Origin of the sequence: Pectobacterium sp. S5 (assembly GCF_051707265.1) — a bacterium.
Taxonomy (GTDB): domain Bacteria; phylum Pseudomonadota; class Gammaproteobacteria; order Enterobacterales; family Enterobacteriaceae; genus Pectobacterium; species Pectobacterium polare.
The window spans coordinates 2039379-2056677 of record NZ_JAULSZ010000001.1; the positions used below are offsets into that span (position 1 = coordinate 2039379).

10 protein-coding genes and 1 pseudogene are annotated in these 17299 nt (G+C 52.1%); 5 read left to right on the plus strand and 6 right to left on the minus strand.

Annotation, left to right across the window (positions count from 1 at the left end):
- Positions 1-330 precede the first annotated feature (330 nt).
- Together arcB and QWJ20_RS09200 are read right to left on the minus strand one after the other, a co-directional pair.
- Positions 331-2700 (minus strand): aerobic respiration two-component sensor histidine kinase ArcB, encoded by a 2370-nt coding sequence (gene arcB, locus QWJ20_RS09195; protein ID WP_039482276.1) that lies wholly within the window; start codon positions 2698-2700, stop codon positions 331-333.
- Between the two features lie 119 nt (positions 2701-2819).
- Positions 2820-3749 (minus strand): TIGR01212 family radical SAM protein, encoded by a 930-nt coding sequence (locus QWJ20_RS09200; RefSeq protein WP_433992349.1) that lies wholly within the window; start codon positions 3747-3749, stop codon positions 2820-2822.
- A gap of 651 nt (positions 3750-4400) precedes the next feature.
- Between QWJ20_RS09200 and gltB the strand changes: the two genes are divergently transcribed.
- Both gltB and QWJ20_RS09210 read left to right on the plus strand, forming a co-directional pair.
- Positions 4401-8861: a glutamate synthase large subunit gene (gltB, locus tag QWJ20_RS09205; RefSeq protein ID WP_039482282.1), complete on the plus strand. Its 4461-nt coding sequence runs from the start codon at positions 4401-4403 to the stop codon at positions 8859-8861.
- Between the two features lie 9 nt (positions 8862-8870).
- Entirely contained in the window at positions 8871-10289 is a 1419-nt protein-coding gene (locus tag QWJ20_RS09210; protein WP_039482283.1) for a glutamate synthase small subunit, read from the plus strand.
- An 82-nt stretch (positions 10290-10371) separates the two neighbouring features.
- Here the strand turns inward: QWJ20_RS09210 and QWJ20_RS09215 are convergent, their stop codons facing one another.
- A complete protein-coding gene (locus QWJ20_RS09215; protein WP_219678829.1) occupies positions 10372-10785 on the minus strand; it encodes a GFA family protein in 414 nt (137 codons plus the stop codon).
- 376 nt (positions 10786-11161) lie between these two features.
- Between QWJ20_RS09215 and QWJ20_RS09220 the strand changes: the two genes are divergently transcribed.
- Positions 11162-11935, plus strand: a complete 774-nt coding sequence (locus QWJ20_RS09220; protein ID WP_433992350.1) for a (S)-acetoin forming diacetyl reductase — start codon at positions 11162-11164, stop codon at positions 11933-11935.
- A 58-nt stretch (positions 11936-11993) separates the two neighbouring features.
- On the opposite strand, the gene sspB is transcribed toward QWJ20_RS09220, so the two are convergent.
- The 3 genes from sspB to QWJ20_RS09235 form a co-directional block, all read right to left on the minus strand.
- Positions 11994-12497 (minus strand): ClpXP protease specificity-enhancing factor, encoded by a 504-nt coding sequence (gene sspB, locus QWJ20_RS09225; protein WP_010296690.1) that lies wholly within the window; start codon positions 12495-12497, stop codon positions 11994-11996.
- 5 nt (positions 12498-12502) lie between these two features.
- Positions 12503-13144, minus strand: a complete 642-nt coding sequence (sspA, locus tag QWJ20_RS09230) for a stringent starvation protein SspA (protein ID WP_005975503.1) — start codon at positions 13142-13144, stop codon at positions 12503-12505.
- 418 nt (positions 13145-13562) lie between these two features.
- Complete coding sequence (locus tag QWJ20_RS09235) at positions 13563-14813, minus strand: enolase C-terminal domain-like protein (RefSeq protein WP_174869198.1); 1251 nt, start codon at positions 14811-14813, stop codon at positions 13563-13565.
- A 337-nt stretch (positions 14814-15150) separates the two neighbouring features.
- Between QWJ20_RS09235 and QWJ20_RS09240 the strand changes: the two genes are divergently transcribed.
- Positions 15151-15918: an SDR family oxidoreductase gene (locus QWJ20_RS09240; protein WP_095701306.1), complete on the plus strand. Its 768-nt coding sequence runs from the start codon at positions 15151-15153 to the stop codon at positions 15916-15918.
- 55 nt (positions 15919-15973) lie between these two features.
- Positions 15974-17259: pseudogene (locus tag QWJ20_RS09245) on the plus strand (MFS transporter).
- Positions 17260-17299 lie beyond the last annotated feature (40 nt).

Below are 17299 nucleotides of genomic sequence, written 5' to 3' on the forward strand. Positions count from 1 at the left end.
AAGAACGTTTGCCGTTATGGTAGAGCAGTTCTAGTAGAAACATAGTTAAGACACGAATATCCGCACTTGCGAGTTTACAAACCCTGAGATCTAAATGCAGGTGCATGTTTTCCCTGGTGTTGGCGCATAATTCGCGCACCCCGGCTTCGGCCGGGGTCATTTTTTTCTATCGTATGAAAACGTGCAAAGTCCTCGTATCCCCCAACTATCTTCAATCGTAGCCCCCTCTCAATCTGACGCCGTTTTGCATTTTTTGCATGATATGCGTGAGAAGAGAAAAATTTTCTAACCGTTTTACTCGCCACGTCCTTGTGGCCGCAACAGACCGTATCAGGATTCTTTTTCTGCTTTTGCTACCCAATCACGCAGTACCTGAACGTCATGGCGCCAGTCGTGCTTAAGCTCATCAACCCATTCCTGCACGTTATCCCACCATGCCGGTAGCGATGAGGTCTGAATCTGCTGGGCAACTTGCTGCAAATGTCGTAGCCCAACGGAACCCGCCGCCCCTTTGATTTTGTGCCCTTCTTCCGTAATACCTTTCTCATCGCGCGCCGTCATGTTGGAATCCAGAATCGCCAGATAGCCCGGCATCATCTGTTCAAACATCTCCAGACTCTGGTGAATCAATTTCGGTCCCACTAAATCCAAATACTGTTCCAGCATTGGGATATCCAGCAGATCTTCTTCTGCGTTTGCCATTTCATCCTCCGCCTCAACCACCGGTTCTTCTGTCCACACCGAGTGCGTATCCCAGAATTGTTTGATGACAGCAGTCAGTGCAGGCACCGACAGCGGTTTGCTCAGCACGTCGTCCATACCCGCATCCAGATATTCGCGTTTATCTTTCAGCACGTTCGCCGTCAGCGCCACTAGCGGCGGCATGCTACGTTTGCCATAGCGTGAACGCAGCTGACGCGCCACATCCAGCCCGGTCATATCCGGCAGTTGGATATCGAGCAGTACCAGATCGAACTCATCGGGATCGAACATATCCAGCGCTTCCTGCCCAGTCATGGCGACATCTACGCTGTTCCCCAGTTTTTCCAGTACCGAGCGCGCGACCACCACGTTGAGTTCGATATCTTCCACCAGCAGAACATGCAGCGCCGGTAGCGGCAAATCATCGTCGTCGTCCAGACCGCTTCCCACTTCATCGACACTCGGTGCCGTCACCGTCAGGGTGAAGCAGGAACCCTTGCCTTGCGTGCTGGAAACCTGGATATCGCCCCCCATGTTCTGTGCCAGACGCTTCGACACCGCCAGACCGATTCCCGTGCCCGTTGCGGGCTTCCCGCCGTGCTGGTCTTTGACCTGATAATACATGGCGAAGATTTTTTCCAGCTCATCCGCCGGAATGCCCATCCCGGAATCTTCCACCTCAAAGCGCAGGCGATCGCCCTTTTCATGCCAGACGCGCACCACAATTTCGCCCTTTTTGCCGTTCTCACCCTTCGGCGTGAATTTCACTGCGTTACTAAGCAGGTTCCACAAAATCTGCCGCAGGCGCGTTCCGTCAGTAATGACTTTCTGCGGCAGAGGCTGATGTTGGTCCATAATCAGCTTCAGGCCTTTCGGTTCCGCCAGCAGGCCACCGAGGTTTTCCAGATCCACCAGAAAACCGGTGAAATCAATCGGCTGGTTATCCAGTTGCACCTTGCGGCGCTCCTGTTTGTCCATCTCAATCACGTCGTTAAAGATATTGCCCAGCGTAATCGCGCTGACGTGGATGGTTTTCAGGTATTTTTGCTGTTCAGGGTCAAGTTGCGTATCCAGCAGGATGCGACTTAACCCGACAATGCCATTAAGCGGCGTACGAAGCTCGTGGCTGATTGTTGAGATAAAAGTGGTCTTCTCCCTACTGGCGTTCTCTAACGCGTCCTGGTAACGCTTACGCTCCGTTATATCGCGTCCAAATCCCATCAGCCCGTGACGTTTGCCCATCCGGTCATAAAACGGCACCTTCCGCAGCTCAAAACAGGCTTTACGGCCATCGGGATAAACCAGCCATTGTTCATAGGTCAGAGAAACGTTGTGGCGGAACACTTTTTCGTCCGTCTCCATCACTTTCTCGGCAATATCGGGGGCGTAAACATCCTGTGGCGTCAGGCCGATAAGCTGCTTCTGGCTTTTGCCCACCAGCAGCTCCATCGCACGGTTACAGCCGGAGAATTCTTTATCTTCGTTACGGTAGTAAACCAAATCCGGCGAGGCATCGAGAAACGAGCGCAGCAGCGCAGATTGCTGCTCCAGCTCAATTTGCGCCTGTTCGCGGCGGGACATCTCTTCTTTGAGTCGGCTCATCACCAGCACGCGCGCATCTTCCGCTTTGATACGGTCAGCGATTTCCTGATTGAGCTGCGCGATATTCTCCTGAAGCTGCGCATTCAGCTCCAGATCCCGGTGGCGCATTTCTTCCAGCTTCGCCACCAGCTTCGCCAGCCGCTGGCGCGACTCTTCAAGCTGTTCCACCACCACGGAGAGAAAATAAACGGCCCAGGGCGTAATCAACAGCCCGAAGAAAATGGAGCGGACGACGTCGATATTTTCGACTTCCCCGCTGAGCAACAGGGTGACCGCCATTTGCACCACCATCGCCAGCAACACCAATACCGAGGCCAGCAGCAGTGAAAAACGGACAAGCCCTAGTTTTACCATTAAATCAACATAGTACTGCGCCAACAGACGAATTTGCTTCATAGCGATTTCCCTTAGTCACCCACCCGCGCATCATAACGTAAAATGGCGACGTATACGGTGCCGCCACGCAGATTCACGGCACGAAATATCGGCGTCTACCGCCCATGTATTATGACGCATCAAACCCTATCGTAACGGTAAGGCGTACCCAGCGCGGAACCCTGTACGCCATGCGTTTGCAGATAGCGATCCAGCTCTACCATGCCCGTCCAACGGTTTTCACACCAGAGCGGTGCCAGCAGGGTCGGGCGGCGAGCGCTGGCGGAAATGCGGTGATAAATCACATCCGGCGGCGTATGGCGAATCATCTCTCCCGCTATCTCCACATAGCGATCCAGCGCCAGTTCGGGCAGCCTTCCCGCTCGCCAGGCCTTCGCCATCGTGCTGCCTTCCACGATATGGAGAGGATGAAGCTTAATGCCCTCCACACCGGTTTCAATAACCTGCTCCAGCGTCGATAAACAGCGCTGTGCGTCTTCTCCCGGTAAACCGACAATCAGATGACTACACACTTTCAGACCGCGATCACGCGCGCGGCGGGTGGTTTCTTGATAACAGGCGAAATCATGGCCGCGATTAATACGATGCAGCGTTTTGTCGCATGCGCTTTGCAGCCCCAGTTCCAGCCAGACCTCGTAACCCTGTTCATGATAGCGGGACAGCAAATCCAGCACCGCATCGGGCACGCAGTCGGGGCGAGTGCCCACGCAAATCCCCACCATTTCGGCCTGCTTCAACGCTTCCTGATACATGCTTTCCAGCACCTGAACCTCGGCATAGGTGCTGGTATACGCCTGAAAATACGCCAGATAGCGTTTGGCTCGGTTTACCTTTCCCGCCTGCGCTTCCAACTGCTGCGTGATGCTGCTTTGCTGCATCTGCTCATCGGCAAACGAGGCCACATTACAGAACGTGCAACCGCCGCGCCCCAGCGTGCCATCACGGTTTGGGCAGTTAAACCCACCGTGCAGCGTCAGCTTGTGGATCTTCTCGCCATAGCGACGTTGAAGATTTCCGCCAAACATATTGATTAATTTTTGCAATTGCATATTCTAGCCTGCTCCCTTGAGGAACAGCAGACTACCTTTCTCTCGCTCCCTTCGCGATGACCGCGATCAATCACACACATCCCAATGAAATGAATTTTTATTCGCTTTTAGTGAAAATAAACTCACGTCGGTGCTAATTAATTTTTCTTATCCCGCATGCTCGCTTAATGAAAAGATGAAGCAATACTTAAAAATAGTTTCATAAAATCTAAAAGTAGCCATATACAGCATAATATGCTGCGACGTAGAAAGAACATAGCACGGAGAAGGGTTCTCACGCTTTTGTATAGTGATACAGCTCACACTTCAATTAAACCCCATATTCATTTACCGAGATAGTTTTTCTAAAAAAATCATTATCTTTCATAGGTATAATTAAAAATTATCGCTTATCAGCACATTTTACACTGGTATTTGACCTGAACAGGCTTTCTCGCTAATTTGGGGATCCGCTGGAAGCTTTCCTGACGGGCACACGACTCGTCATATTTATGCAGTAAATGAAGACTCCCTCTAAAAACAAGTCATTTACCACTTGTGAGACCGTCACGAGAGGCCGAAGAAGAGAGCGTAATACTAGCCGCTCAACGCCACGGTGCTTTCTCGCAGTAGGTTGTGAGAGTCACACAGAGCCTGGGGAGGTTCACTAACATGTTGTACGATGCATCCCAAGAGAGAGATAACTGTGGTTTCGGATTAATCGCCCATATAGAAGGTGAGCCGAGCCATAAAGTAGTGCGTACTGCTATTCACGCACTCGCACGCATGCAGCACCGTGGCGCAATCCTTGCTGACGGCAAGACTGGCGACGGCTGCGGTTTATTACTTCAGAAGCCCGATCGTTTCTTTCGTCTAGTGGCGGAAGAGCACGGCTGGCGTTTAGCCAAAAACTACGCCGTTGGCATGATGTTTCTCAATCAGGACGAAGAACTGGCTCGCGCCACACGTCGGATTGTAGAAGAAGAGTTGCAGAACGAAACGCTGTCCGTACTGGGCTGGCGTGAAGTTCCAACCAACCCGGATGTACTGGGGGAAATTGCCCTGTCATCCATGCCGCGTATTGAGCAAATTTTCGTTAACGCCCCGGCTGGCTGGCGTCAACGTGATATGGAACGTCGCCTGTTCATGGCGCGTCGTCGTATCGAAAAGCGCATTGAAGATAAAGAGTTCTACGTTTGTAGCTTCTCCAATCTGGTCACGATCTATAAAGGTCTGTGCATGCCAGCGGATCTGCCGCGCTTCTACCTCGATCTGGCCGATCTGCGTTTGGAATCGGCAATTTGCCTGTTCCACCAACGCTTCTCAACCAACACCGTTCCACGCTGGCCGCTGGCTCAGCCGTTCCGCTATCTGGCGCACAACGGCGAGATCAACACCATTGCGGGTAACCGCCAGTGGGCACGCGCGCGTGCTTACAAGTTCAAAACGCCGCTGATCCCAGATTTGCAGGATGCCGCGCCGTTCGTCAACGAAACAGGCTCTGACTCCAGCTCACTGGATAACATGCTGGAACTGTTCCTGAGCGGCGGGATGGATATCATCCGTGCCATGCGCCTGCTCGTTCCGCCAGCCTGGCAGAACAACCCGGATATGGATCCTGAGCTGCGCGCCTTCTTCGACTTTAACTCCATGCACATGGAGCCGTGGGATGGCCCGGCCGGAATCGTGATGTCCGATGGGCGCTATGCTGCCTGTAACCTGGATCGTAACGGCCTGCGCCCTGCGCGCTACGTCATCACCAAAGACAAGCTGATCACCTGTGCCTCTGAAGTCGGTATCTGGGATTATCAGCCGGATGAAGTGGTTGAAAAAGGCCGCGTCGGTCCGGGCGAACTGATGGTGATCGATACCCGCAGCGGCCGCATCCTGCACTCTGCCGAAACCGATGACGACTTGAAAAGCCGCCACCCTTACAAAGAGTGGATGGAGAAAAACGTTAAGCGTCTGGTGCCGTTTGAAGAGTTGCCAGACGAGCAGGTCGGCAGTCGTGAATTCGACGATGAGCTGTTGGAGACCTTCCAGAAACAGTACGGTTACAGCAGCGAAGAACTGGATCAGGTCATCCGTGTACTGGGCGAGAACGGTCAGGAAGCGACTGGTTCAATGGGCGACGATACGCCGTTTGCCGTGCTGTCCAGCCGTCCACGCATCATTTATGACTACTTCCGTCAGCAGTTCGCGCAGGTGACCAACCCGCCAATCGATCCGCTGCGTGAAGCCCATGTGATGTCGCTGGCGACCAGCATTGGCCGCGAGATGAACGTCTTCTGTGAAGCAGAAGGTCAGGCTCACCGTCTGAGCTTTAAATCTCCGATCCTGCTTTACTCCGACTTCACCCAGTTGACGTCACAGGATGAGCTGCACTATCGCGCCGACACGCTGGATCTGACGTTTGATCCGTCGCAGCAAACGCTGCAACAGACGATCGAGAAACTGTGTGACGAAGCAGAAAGCAAAGTCAGAGACGGTGCTGTTCTGCTGGTGCTTTCCGACCGTGGCATTAGCGAATCACGCTTGCCTGTCCCTGCGCCGATGGCCGTGGGTGCCGTTCAGCGCCGTCTGGTCGAAAAGAGCCTGCGCTGTGATGCCAACATCATTGTCGAAACCGCCAGTGCACGCGATCCGCACCACTTTGCCGTGCTGTTAGGCTTTGGTGCGACGGCTATCTATCCTTACCTCGCCTACGAAACGCTGGCGCGGATGGTCGATAACCACACCATCGACAAACCTTATCGTGCCGTGATGCTGAACTACCGTAACGGCATCAATAAAGGCCTGTACAAGATTATGTCCAAAATGGGCATCTCGACGATTGCGTCTTATCGTTGTTCCAAGCTGTTTGAAGCCGTGGGCCTGCATAAAGATGTGTCGACGCAATGCTTCCTGGGCGTCGTCAGCCGCATCGGCGGTGCAAACTACAGCGACTTCGAACAGGATCTGTTGAACCTGTCCAAGCGTGCCTGGCTGAAACGTAAAACGCTGGAACAGGGCGGTCTGCTGAAATTTGTTCACGGCGGCGAATACCATGCCTACAACCCAGATGTCGTCACCACGCTGCAAACCGCGGTGAAAACTGGGGAGTACAGCGATTACGAGCAATACGCCAAACTGGTTAACGAGCGCCCAGCTGCGACCTTACGCGACCTGCTGGCACTGAAACCACAAGAAGGCGCGGCCATCGCGATCGACAGCGTTGAACCCGCTTCTGAAATGTTCAAACGCTTCGATACCGCAGCCATGTCCATCGGTGCACTCAGCCCCGAAGCCCATGAATCGCTGGCTGAAGCGATGAACGGATTGGGCGGTTTCTCCAACTCCGGTGAAGGCGGCGAAGATCCAGCGCGTTACGGCACCAATAAAGTGTCCCGTATCAAGCAGGTAGCTTCTGGTCGCTTTGGTGTGACGCCAGCCTATCTGGTTAACGCCGATGTGATTCAGATTAAAGTGGCTCAGGGCGCGAAGCCGGGCGAAGGCGGTCAGTTACCGGGTGATAAAGTCACGCCGTACATTGCCCGTCTGCGTTATTCCGTGCCGGGCGTGACGCTGATTTCACCACCGCCGCACCACGATATTTACTCTATCGAAGATCTGGCACAGCTGATTTTCGATCTGAAACAAGTCAACCCGAAAGCGATGATTTCGGTAAAACTGGTATCCGAACCGGGCGTTGGTACTATCGCTACGGGCGTTGCCAAGGCGTACGCCGATTTGATCACCATCGCCGGTTACGACGGTGGTACTGGTGCCAGCCCGCTGTCCTCCGTGAAATACGCAGGTTGCCCGTGGGAACTGGGTCTGGTTGAAACGCAACAGGCTCTGGTCTCCAACGGCCTGCGCCACAAAATCCGCCTTCAGGTGGATGGTGGCTTGAAAACCGGTCTGGATATCGTCAAAGCGGCGATTCTGGGCGCAGAAAGCTTCGGCTTTGGCACCGGACCGATGGTGGCGCTGGGCTGTAAATACCTGCGTATCTGTCACCTGAATAACTGTGCAACAGGCGTTGCAACGCAGGATGAGAAGCTGCGCCGCGATCACTACCACGGCCTGCCTGAGCGTGTAACCAACTACTTCCACTTCATCGCGCATGAAACTCGCGTGCTGATGGCAGAACTGGGCGTCAGCCGTCTGGTAGATCTGATTGGTCGTACCGACTTGCTGGTCGAGCTGGACGGTTTCACTGCGAAACAGAACAAGCTGGATCTGTCGCCGCTGCTGCACGCTGCACAGCCTCAGCCGGGCAAAGCGCTGTACTGCACTGAAAGCAATCTATCGTTCGATAAAGGCTTGTTGAACAAAGAGCTGCTGGCACAGGCACAGCCGCACCTTGATGCGAAACAGGGCAAAGCGCTCTACTTCGATATCCGCAACACCGATCGCTCCGTCGGCGCGACGCTGTCTGGCGCAATTGCTGAGAAACACGGCGATCAAGGGCTGGCTGGCGATCCGATTAGAGCTTACTTCTCCGGTACCGCAGGACAGAGCTTTGGCGTCTGGAACGCAGGCGGCCTGGAACTGAAATTAACCGGCGATGCCAACGACTACGTGGGCAAAGGCATGGCAGGCGGCAGCATATCCGTGCGTCCTCCGGTGGGGTCAGCCTTCCGCAGCCACGAAGCCAGCATCATCGGTAACACCTGCCTCTACGGCGCTACCGGCGGTAAGCTGTTTGCCGCAGGCCGTGCTGGTGAGCGTTTCGCCGTACGTAACTCCGGCTGTATCACCGTGGTAGAAGGCATCGGCGATAACGGCTGTGAATACATGACGGGCGGTATCGTCTGCGTGCTAGGCCGTACTGGCGTGAACTTTGGTGCAGGGATGACCGGTGGATTCGCCTACGTGCTGGATGAAGACGGTGAATTCCGCAAACGCGTTAACCCGGAACTGGTGGAAGTACTGGATGTCGAAGAACTGGCGATTCATGAAGAACATCTTCGTGGCCTGATCACCGAGCACGTGCAGAATACCGGTTCACACCGCGGAGAAGAGATCCTCGCTAACTGGCCGACCTGGGCACCGAAATTTGCTCTGGTGAAACCGAAGTCAAGTGATGTGAAGGCATTGTTGGGTCACCGTAGTCGTTCCGCAGCCGAGCTGCGGGTTCAGGCGCAGTAAGAGGTCATCATGAGTCAGAATGTTTACCAGTTTATCGACTTACAGCGCGTTGATCCGCCCAAGAAGCCGCTGAAGATTCGTAAAATTGAATTTGTTGAGATCTACGAGCCGTTCTCAGAAAGCCAGTCCAAAGCCCAGGCAGACCGCTGCCTGGCGTGCGGCAACCCTTACTGTGAGTGGAAATGTCCGGTACATAACTACATCCCGAACTGGCTGAAGCTGGCGAACGAAGGCCGCATTATCGAAGCGGCTGAGTTATCGCACCAGACCAACAGCCTGCCGGAAGTCTGCGGTCGCGTATGCCCGCAGGATCGTCTGTGTGAAGGGTCTTGTACGCTGAATGATGAATTCGGCGCAGTCACCATCGGCAACATCGAACGCTATATCAATGATAAAGCGATAGAGATGGGCTGGAAGCCAAGCGTTGCCAACGTCAAACCGACCGGCAAACGCGTCGCCATCATTGGCGCGGGTCCGGCAGGGCTGGCGTGTGCCGACGTGCTGGCACGCAGTGGCGTACAGGCTGTCGTGTTCGATCGTCATCCTGAGATCGGTGGCCTGCTGACCTTCGGTATCCCTTCTTTCAAGCTGGAAAAAGAAGTGATGGTGAAACGTCGTGAGATCTTCACCGAGATGGGCATCGAATTCCGTCTGAATACCGAAGTCGGCAAAGACGTGCAGATGAAAGCGCTGCTGGACGAGTACGACGCGGTATTCCTCGGCGTCGGCACCTATCAGTCTATGCGTGGCGGATTGGACAATGAAGACGCTCAGGGTGTCTACGATGCGCTGCCGTTCCTGATCGCTAACACCAAGCAGTTGATGGGCTTCGAAGCCGCAGTAGACGAGCCTTACATCAGTATGCAAGGTAAACGCGTTGTGGTGCTGGGCGGTGGTGACACCGCGATGGACTGCGTGCGTACCTCGATTCGTCAGGGTGCAACGCACGTTACCTGTGCCTATCGTCGTGATGAAGAGAACATGCCGGGTTCTAAACGCGAAGTGAAAAACGCGCGTGAAGAAGGCGTCGAGTTCAAATTCAACCTGCAACCGTTAAGCGTCGAGATCAATGGCGCGGGCAAAGTGTGTGGCGTGAAAATGGCGCGTACCGCACTGGGCGTACCGGATGCCAACGGGCGTCGTCGTCCTGAAATCGTAGAGGGTTCCGAGCACGTTCTGGAAGCCGATGCGGTCATCATGGCGTTTGGCTTCCGTCCGCACAAAATGGCGTGGCTGGCAGAACATGACGTCAAGCTGGACGACCAGGGTCGCATTGTCGCACCGGAAAGCTGCGATAACGCGTTCCAGACCAGCAACCCGAAAATTTTTGCGGGTGGCGATGCAGTACGCGGTTCCGATCTGGTGGTTACCGCTATCGCAGAAGGTCGTAAGGCCGCTGACGGTATCATGAACTATCTGGAAGTGTAGAAACACATCTCGTCTCTTGAGGGCAGCGCTGGCTGCCCTTTTCTTTTTCAGCCTTCACCCGATTCAGTCTTTATTTGAATACTCAATCTTTACCTGAATACAGGTCAATCACATCCTGTTCCGTCAGCATCGGTGTTTTCTCAGCAAGCGAGTAGTAGCTCGGTTTCTTATCAATATAAATCTGCGATACCAACGTTTTATTGGTTTCGTCAGCAAAAAGACCCGCCGGAATATGATAAGTACCACCGCCACGCAGCCGATAGAACAGGTGCGTTCCACATACGCGGCAAAAACCACGTTCGGCCCATTCCGATGACTGCCAGACCGTAATATTTTCCTCACCCTCTATGGCAATCGCCGGATCCGTACATTCAATAGCCATGAGCGGACCACCGCCCCACGTCTGGCACATTCCACAGTGGCAGGCATCTACCTGACTCACCGAATACGCCGTGGAAATCGTCACACCACCACATAAACAACGACCTTGATGCATTGATCCCTCTCCTGAGTTTTCGTTCTGGAATCGCAATACCCCATAAAAAGGATATCACCGCCAGTTTCGGTTATAGCATAGGTTATATACGCGCTTTTTCTTATTCTCAGGAAGTTGGAAAATGTTCAACGTTCAATCGATATTCCCCTAAGGCCGCAGCAAGAAAATGAAATAAGTCGCACCGTAGCAATCGATGCCAACATACCCCACTTATTTCCTCGGAATATCACACCAGACAGGCTAATAAAAACTTCATCTTTCCACTGGGTTCTAAAGAACCTTTCGTAATAAATCCTGCAATATCACGCTAAAGACCTACACTTACCTCCGGCATTAATTTGTCTTTATTGAGATTGGATTTCATTAAGGAGGAAATATGACAGTCGAAGTGGCTCTTGTAACAGGAGCCGGTCAAGGAATTGGCCGCGCTATTGCTCTCAGACTGGCGGCAGACGGTTTTGCCGTCGCCATCGTGGACTATAACCAAGAAACCGCACACAGCGTCGCGCAGGAAATCGAAAAATCCGGCGGACAGGCCATCGCACTACAGGCGGACGTCGCGGATCGTGAGGCAGTTTTCGCTGCGGTTGCCGCAACCAAAAAGCACTTTGGTGACTTTAACGTCATCGTCAATAATGCCGGTGTGGCCCCTTCAACCCTGATTGAAGACATCACGCCAGACGTTGTCGATCGCGTTTATAACATCAACGTCAAAGGCGTTATCTGGGGGATTCAGGCTGCGCTCGATGCCTTCAAATCTCTGGGTCACGGCGGTAAAATTATCAATGCCTGTTCGCAGGCTGGGCATGTAGGCAACCCTGAACTCGCCGTCTACAGCTCAAGTAAATTCGCGGTTCGTGGCTTAACGCAAACGGCTGCGCGCGATTTAGCGCCGCTGGGCATCACGGTCAATGGTTACTGTCCAGGTATCGTAAAAACGCCAATGTGGGATGAAATTGATCGGAAGATCTCCGAATCCGCAGGGAAACCGCGTGGCTATGCGACGGAAGAGTTCGCCAAACGCATCACGCTGGGCCGCCTTTCCGAGCCGGAAGATGTCGCTGCCTGCGTGTCCTATCTGGCCAGCCACGATTCTGACTATATGACGGGACAATCGCTATTGATTGATGGCGGAATGGTGTTCAATTAACCGTATAGTCAGCGAATAACGGGAATAAGAAAGGGCACCACAAGGGTGCCCTTAAACATTACTTCACGACCCGTAGCGACGGTCGGCCACCTTTAGGTGGCTGTGGTGGTTCATCATCAGAACCCGAGCCATCGTCAGGCGCTTCAGAATCAGGTGAACTATCGACAATCGACATGACCGTCCCTGAAGCGGGTGCGCCTTCCTGAAAGTCTTCATATTCACCTGCAGATTCGTAAGCAGGTTCGGACTCAAACATCGTTCCAGCCCCGTTCTCACGTGCATAAATCGCCATGACGGCCGCCATCGGCACATAAACCTGACGTGGTACGCCGCCAAAACGGGCATTGAAACGAACGCTGTCATCAGCTAACTCAAGGCCGCCAACAGCGCGCGGTGCGATATTCAGCACGATCTGGCCGTCACGGGCGAACTCCATCGGCACCATAACATCCGGCAGAGTGACATCTACCACCAGATGAGGCGTTAATTGGTTATCCAGCAACCAATCATAAAAAGCCCGTAATAAATACGGACGACGCGGAGACAGTTGAGACAACGCCATACGGTTTAACCTCGGGTTTGCAAACGCATTTCACGTTCCACTTCCGTCAGGGAAGCCAGGAACGCATCACGCTCAAAGACGCGAGTCATGTAGCCTTTCAGCTCTTTCGCGCCCGAACCACTCAGTTCAATGCCTAACTGCGGCAGACGCCACAGCAGCGGAGCCAGATAGCAATCCACCAGGCTGAACTCTTCGCTCATGAAGTAAGGCGCTTCATTGAACACAGGGGCAATGGCCAACAGTTCTTCACGTAATTGCTTACGTGCTGCGTCCGCTTCCTGAGCGCTGCCGTGCGTAATTTTCTTCAGCAAAGAATACCAGTCGCTCTCAATGCGGTGCATCATCAGGCGGCTGTTACCGCGCGCAACCGGATAGACAGGCATTAACGGCGGATGAGGAAAACGTTCATCCAGATACTCCATGATAATACGGGATTCATAGAGCGTCAGTTCGCGATCGACCAGCGTTGGCACGGAACCGTAAGGATTGAGGTCAATAAGATCCTGAGGCAGATTATCCATGTCTACCTGCTCAATCTCGACACTCACACCCTTTTCCGCCAATACGATGCGGACCTGATGGCTAAAAATGTCGGATGGACCAGAAAACAGCGTCATTACCGAACGTTTGTTGGCAGCGACAGCCATGAAAACCTCCAAGTTTATCGAGAAAATATGGCGAATAACCGCGCAGTCAGTAACCTGCAAACCGCTATTCGAAATGCTGCTTGCCAATGTGTGTAAACGTCACCGGACAAAATCCGGCTGTTTTAAACCGCTACACGATAGCTTACACACAGGCACAAAATCGGCGGATAGCTTATCAGATTTTGTTCGTTTTGTGGGGATATAAGCGGATAATCTTATTTAACAAAATGATAAATAAGAGTTTTTTTATTAAATACAAATTTTTCATCTGCAATAGCGAAGGCCAAACAACACCGCCAGAGAATAATCAATCCCCGGTATTAGCCTGCGTTGAAGCGTCAAGCGCATAGAAGCCGACGAGGGCCGTCGGCTTCTAAGTAATCGAAATTAAAGCAAATTGATGCCGTTAAGCCGATGATTAAGGTCGTGCCGCCGTGCCATCTGGCAAGCGTGCATTCGTCCATGACGGCAATCCACCTTCAACAGGGAATTGCTTCGCTTTTTGCTCATCGATATCAATCCCTAATCCTGGCTTATCGTTCAGGTACGCGTATCCGCCTTCAATATCTGGGCAGCCAGGGAAAACATCCCGTAGAGCCTCATTCATCGGCGTATATTCTTGAATACCCAGATTAGTAATACTCATATCAATGTGCATATTCGCGACTACGCCAATAGGGGAGATATCACCCGGGCCATGCCAGGCGGTTCTCACGCCATGAAACTCGGCGAGTGTCGCCAGTTTTTTGGCGGGTGTAATCCCACCGATCATACTGATATGGCAGCGAATAAAATCAATCAGATGATTGGTTATCAGGTGCTTGTATTCGGCAACATGAACAAACAGTTCGCCCATCGCGATTGGGGTGGATGTTTGTTGGCGCATCACGCTAAGGAAATCAACATTCTCTGGCGCGACGGGGTCTTCAAGATAAAAGAGCTTGTAATCTTCCAGAGACTTCGCCATTTGCAACGCGGTAACCGGCGATACCCGCTCATGAACATCATGAATAAATTCAACATCAAACCCAATTTTATTGCGCAGATGATCGAAAAAGGCCGGAATGCTTCTGGCATAAGCATCAGGATCGAAATAAATACCGGGCGTCTTCGTTCTTGGCGAGCGCTTCGGCGTGATATTGGCTTTATCCAACTGAGTGGCAATCAGTTTGAGGTCTTCCGTCCCCGCTCCACCGTACATGCCCATCTGACAACGAACATACTGGTACCCTTCTTCCATTGCCGCACGGATGTTATCTTCCGCCGCAACCGCATCCGCACCATCGCAATGACGATAAAGCGGAATACCGTCACGGCATTTGCCGCCCAGCAATTCATAGACCGGCAGGTTAGCGACTTTGCCCTTGATATCCCACAGCGCCATATCGATAGCCGAGATCGCATTGTTCATCACCGGCCCATTGCGCCAATAGCCGCTCACGACAGCAGACTGCCAAATATCTTCAATACGAGAAGGATCTTTCCCGATCAGGAAAGGCTTCATGTACTCATTAATGGCCGCTTCAACCGCGAAAATACGTTGGGTAAAGGTCGCACATCCCAGCCCATAAAGCCCCGGCTCGTTGGTTTCGACCTTGACGACCACTAAATCAATGCCACCTGGCGCCGTCAGAATCGTTTTCACGTTGGTGATTTTCAGGTTACTCACTTTCACTCCTCAACTCAGCGAATTTACCGCATGTCATGCTGTTGTGGATAACATGACACATATTTGTAAGTTGTCCTACAACTATGCGCTGTTATATCACGCTTTTTTTACAGAGGATTGTTGCGAGCGCAATTCTGTGACAGCGATCAAATTGCGGTCAATAAAAAATAAACGACTTCCTATAACTAATTGTATTAATTGAATTACAACGATCACCATGCAGAGATGTTTGTGATCCTTGTTGCAAATTTATGGGTGAGATGTTGATTTTATCAAGGCGAAAATCCAACCTTAAATAAGATAGTCGTCATACAAATTAAACGAATGAGGAAACAACATGACCGCTTTATTTGATTTAACCGGGAAAACGGCGCTGGTAACGGGTTCTGCACGTGGACTGGGCTTTGCCTACGCAGAGGGCCTTGCCGCTGCGGGCGCACGGGTCATCCTGAATGATATTCGCGACACGCTGCTGGTCGAATCAGTGGATACGCTAAAAAGCAAGGGCTACGACGCACACGGCGTGGCTTTCGACGTCACCGATGAACAGGCGATTGAGGAGGCGTTTAGCAAACTCGATGCAGAAGGGATCAGTGTTGATATCCTGATCAATAACGCTGGGATTCAGTACCGCAAACCGATGGTCGAACTGGAGCTGGAAAAATGGCAGAAGGTGATCGACACCAACCTGACCAGCGCATTCCTAGTCTCTCGCACTGCGGCGAAACGAATGATTGCGCGCAACAGCGGCGGCAAAATCATTAATATCGGCTCGCTCACCAGCCAGGCGGCCCGCCCGACGGTTGCCCCGTACACGGCGGCAAAAGGCGGCATCAAAATGCTCACCTGCTCGATGGCCGCAGAATGGGCGCAGTTTAATATCCAGACCAACGCCATTGGGCCGGGCTACATTCTGACCGACATGAACACCGCGCTTATCGAAGACAAGGAGTTCGATAGCTGGGTGAAAAGCAGTAACCCTTCTCAGCGCTGGGGTCGTCCTGAAGAGCTCATCGGCACCGCCGTCTTCTTATCATCCAAATCATCAGATTATATCAACGGGCAAATTATTTACGTCGATGGCGGCTGGCTCGCAGTGCTGTAATTAACATCTACTGCCATTCGTTAAGCGAATGGCAGTAATTAAACGGGAAAACATCATGAATCAAAACATACAAAAACGGTTAGCACCGATTCGCTGGCGTAAGTTAATTCCACTGGCGTTTATTACCTATAGTCTTGCCTATCTCGACCGCGCTAATTATGGATTTGGCGCAGCTGCCGGTCTGGCTGAGGATCTCAATATCACACCAGGGATTTCCTCACTACTGGGCGCTCTATTCTTCCTTGGGTATTTTTTCTTTCAGGTGCCCGGTGGTATTTACGCTGAAAAAAGAAGTGCCAAGAAGCTTATTTTTTGGAGTTTAATTCTCTGGGGGATATTAGCAACGGCGACCGGCATGGTCTACGACGTTAAGGTGCTGGCAGTCATTCGCTTCCTGCTTGGCGTGGCTGAAAGCGTTGTTATGCCTGCCATGCTTGTTTTCTTAAGTCATTGGTTTACTAAGAAAGAAAGGTCAAAAGCCAACACGTTTCTTTTTCTTGGCAACCCCATAACCGTACTTTGGATGTCAGTGCTGTCAGGATATCTCGTGGATGCTTTTGGCTGGCGCGGTATGTTTATTATCGAAGGCATCCCCGCCATCATCTGGGCGGCTATCTGGTGGTTTATTTTTGTTGACCGCCCCACGGATGCTAAATGGTTAACAGAGCAAGAAAAAGAAGATATTGAAGCGGCACTGGCAGCAGAACAAACCAATATTAAAGAAATTAAAAACTACAGCGAAGCATTTCGTTCCCGCAAAGTCTTATCACTCTCCTTTATACATTTCTTCTGGAATATTGGGATGTATGGTTTCATTATGTGGCTACCCTCTATTTTGAAGTCAGCATCTGGATTGGGTATCGTAGCAACAGGTTGGCTATCTGCAGCACCCTACTTATTAGCTGTGCCACTTATGCTGAGTGCATCTTGGTATTCAGATAAATTTCTGAACCGTAAAATCATTGTTCTTCTGTTTTTAGGATTGGGCGCAATCTGCTTTATTGGGTCGTTTACCGTTGGAGCATCCAATTTCTGGCTCTCGTATGTCCTGCTGATGGTTGCCGGTGGCGCGATGTATACCCCTTACGGACCATTCTTTGCCGCAATGCCGGAAATGATCCCGCGTAATGTGTTGGCTGGTGCAATGGCATTTATCGTAAGTTTCGGCGCTCTAGGTTCGTTCGTCGGATCATGGATTGTCGGTTATCTGAATGGCTTAACGGGTGGCCCAGGCGCTTCTTATGTCTTCATGGGGCCTCGCTGGTTGTGGCGGTGTTACTCACCTCACTCACCTCGTTTAGCACTGAAAAATCCACGGCAGCAAAAGTACAAACTTGTTAAGATCAGGCGCCCGCTTGGGCGCTTTGATTTTAAAAATGAT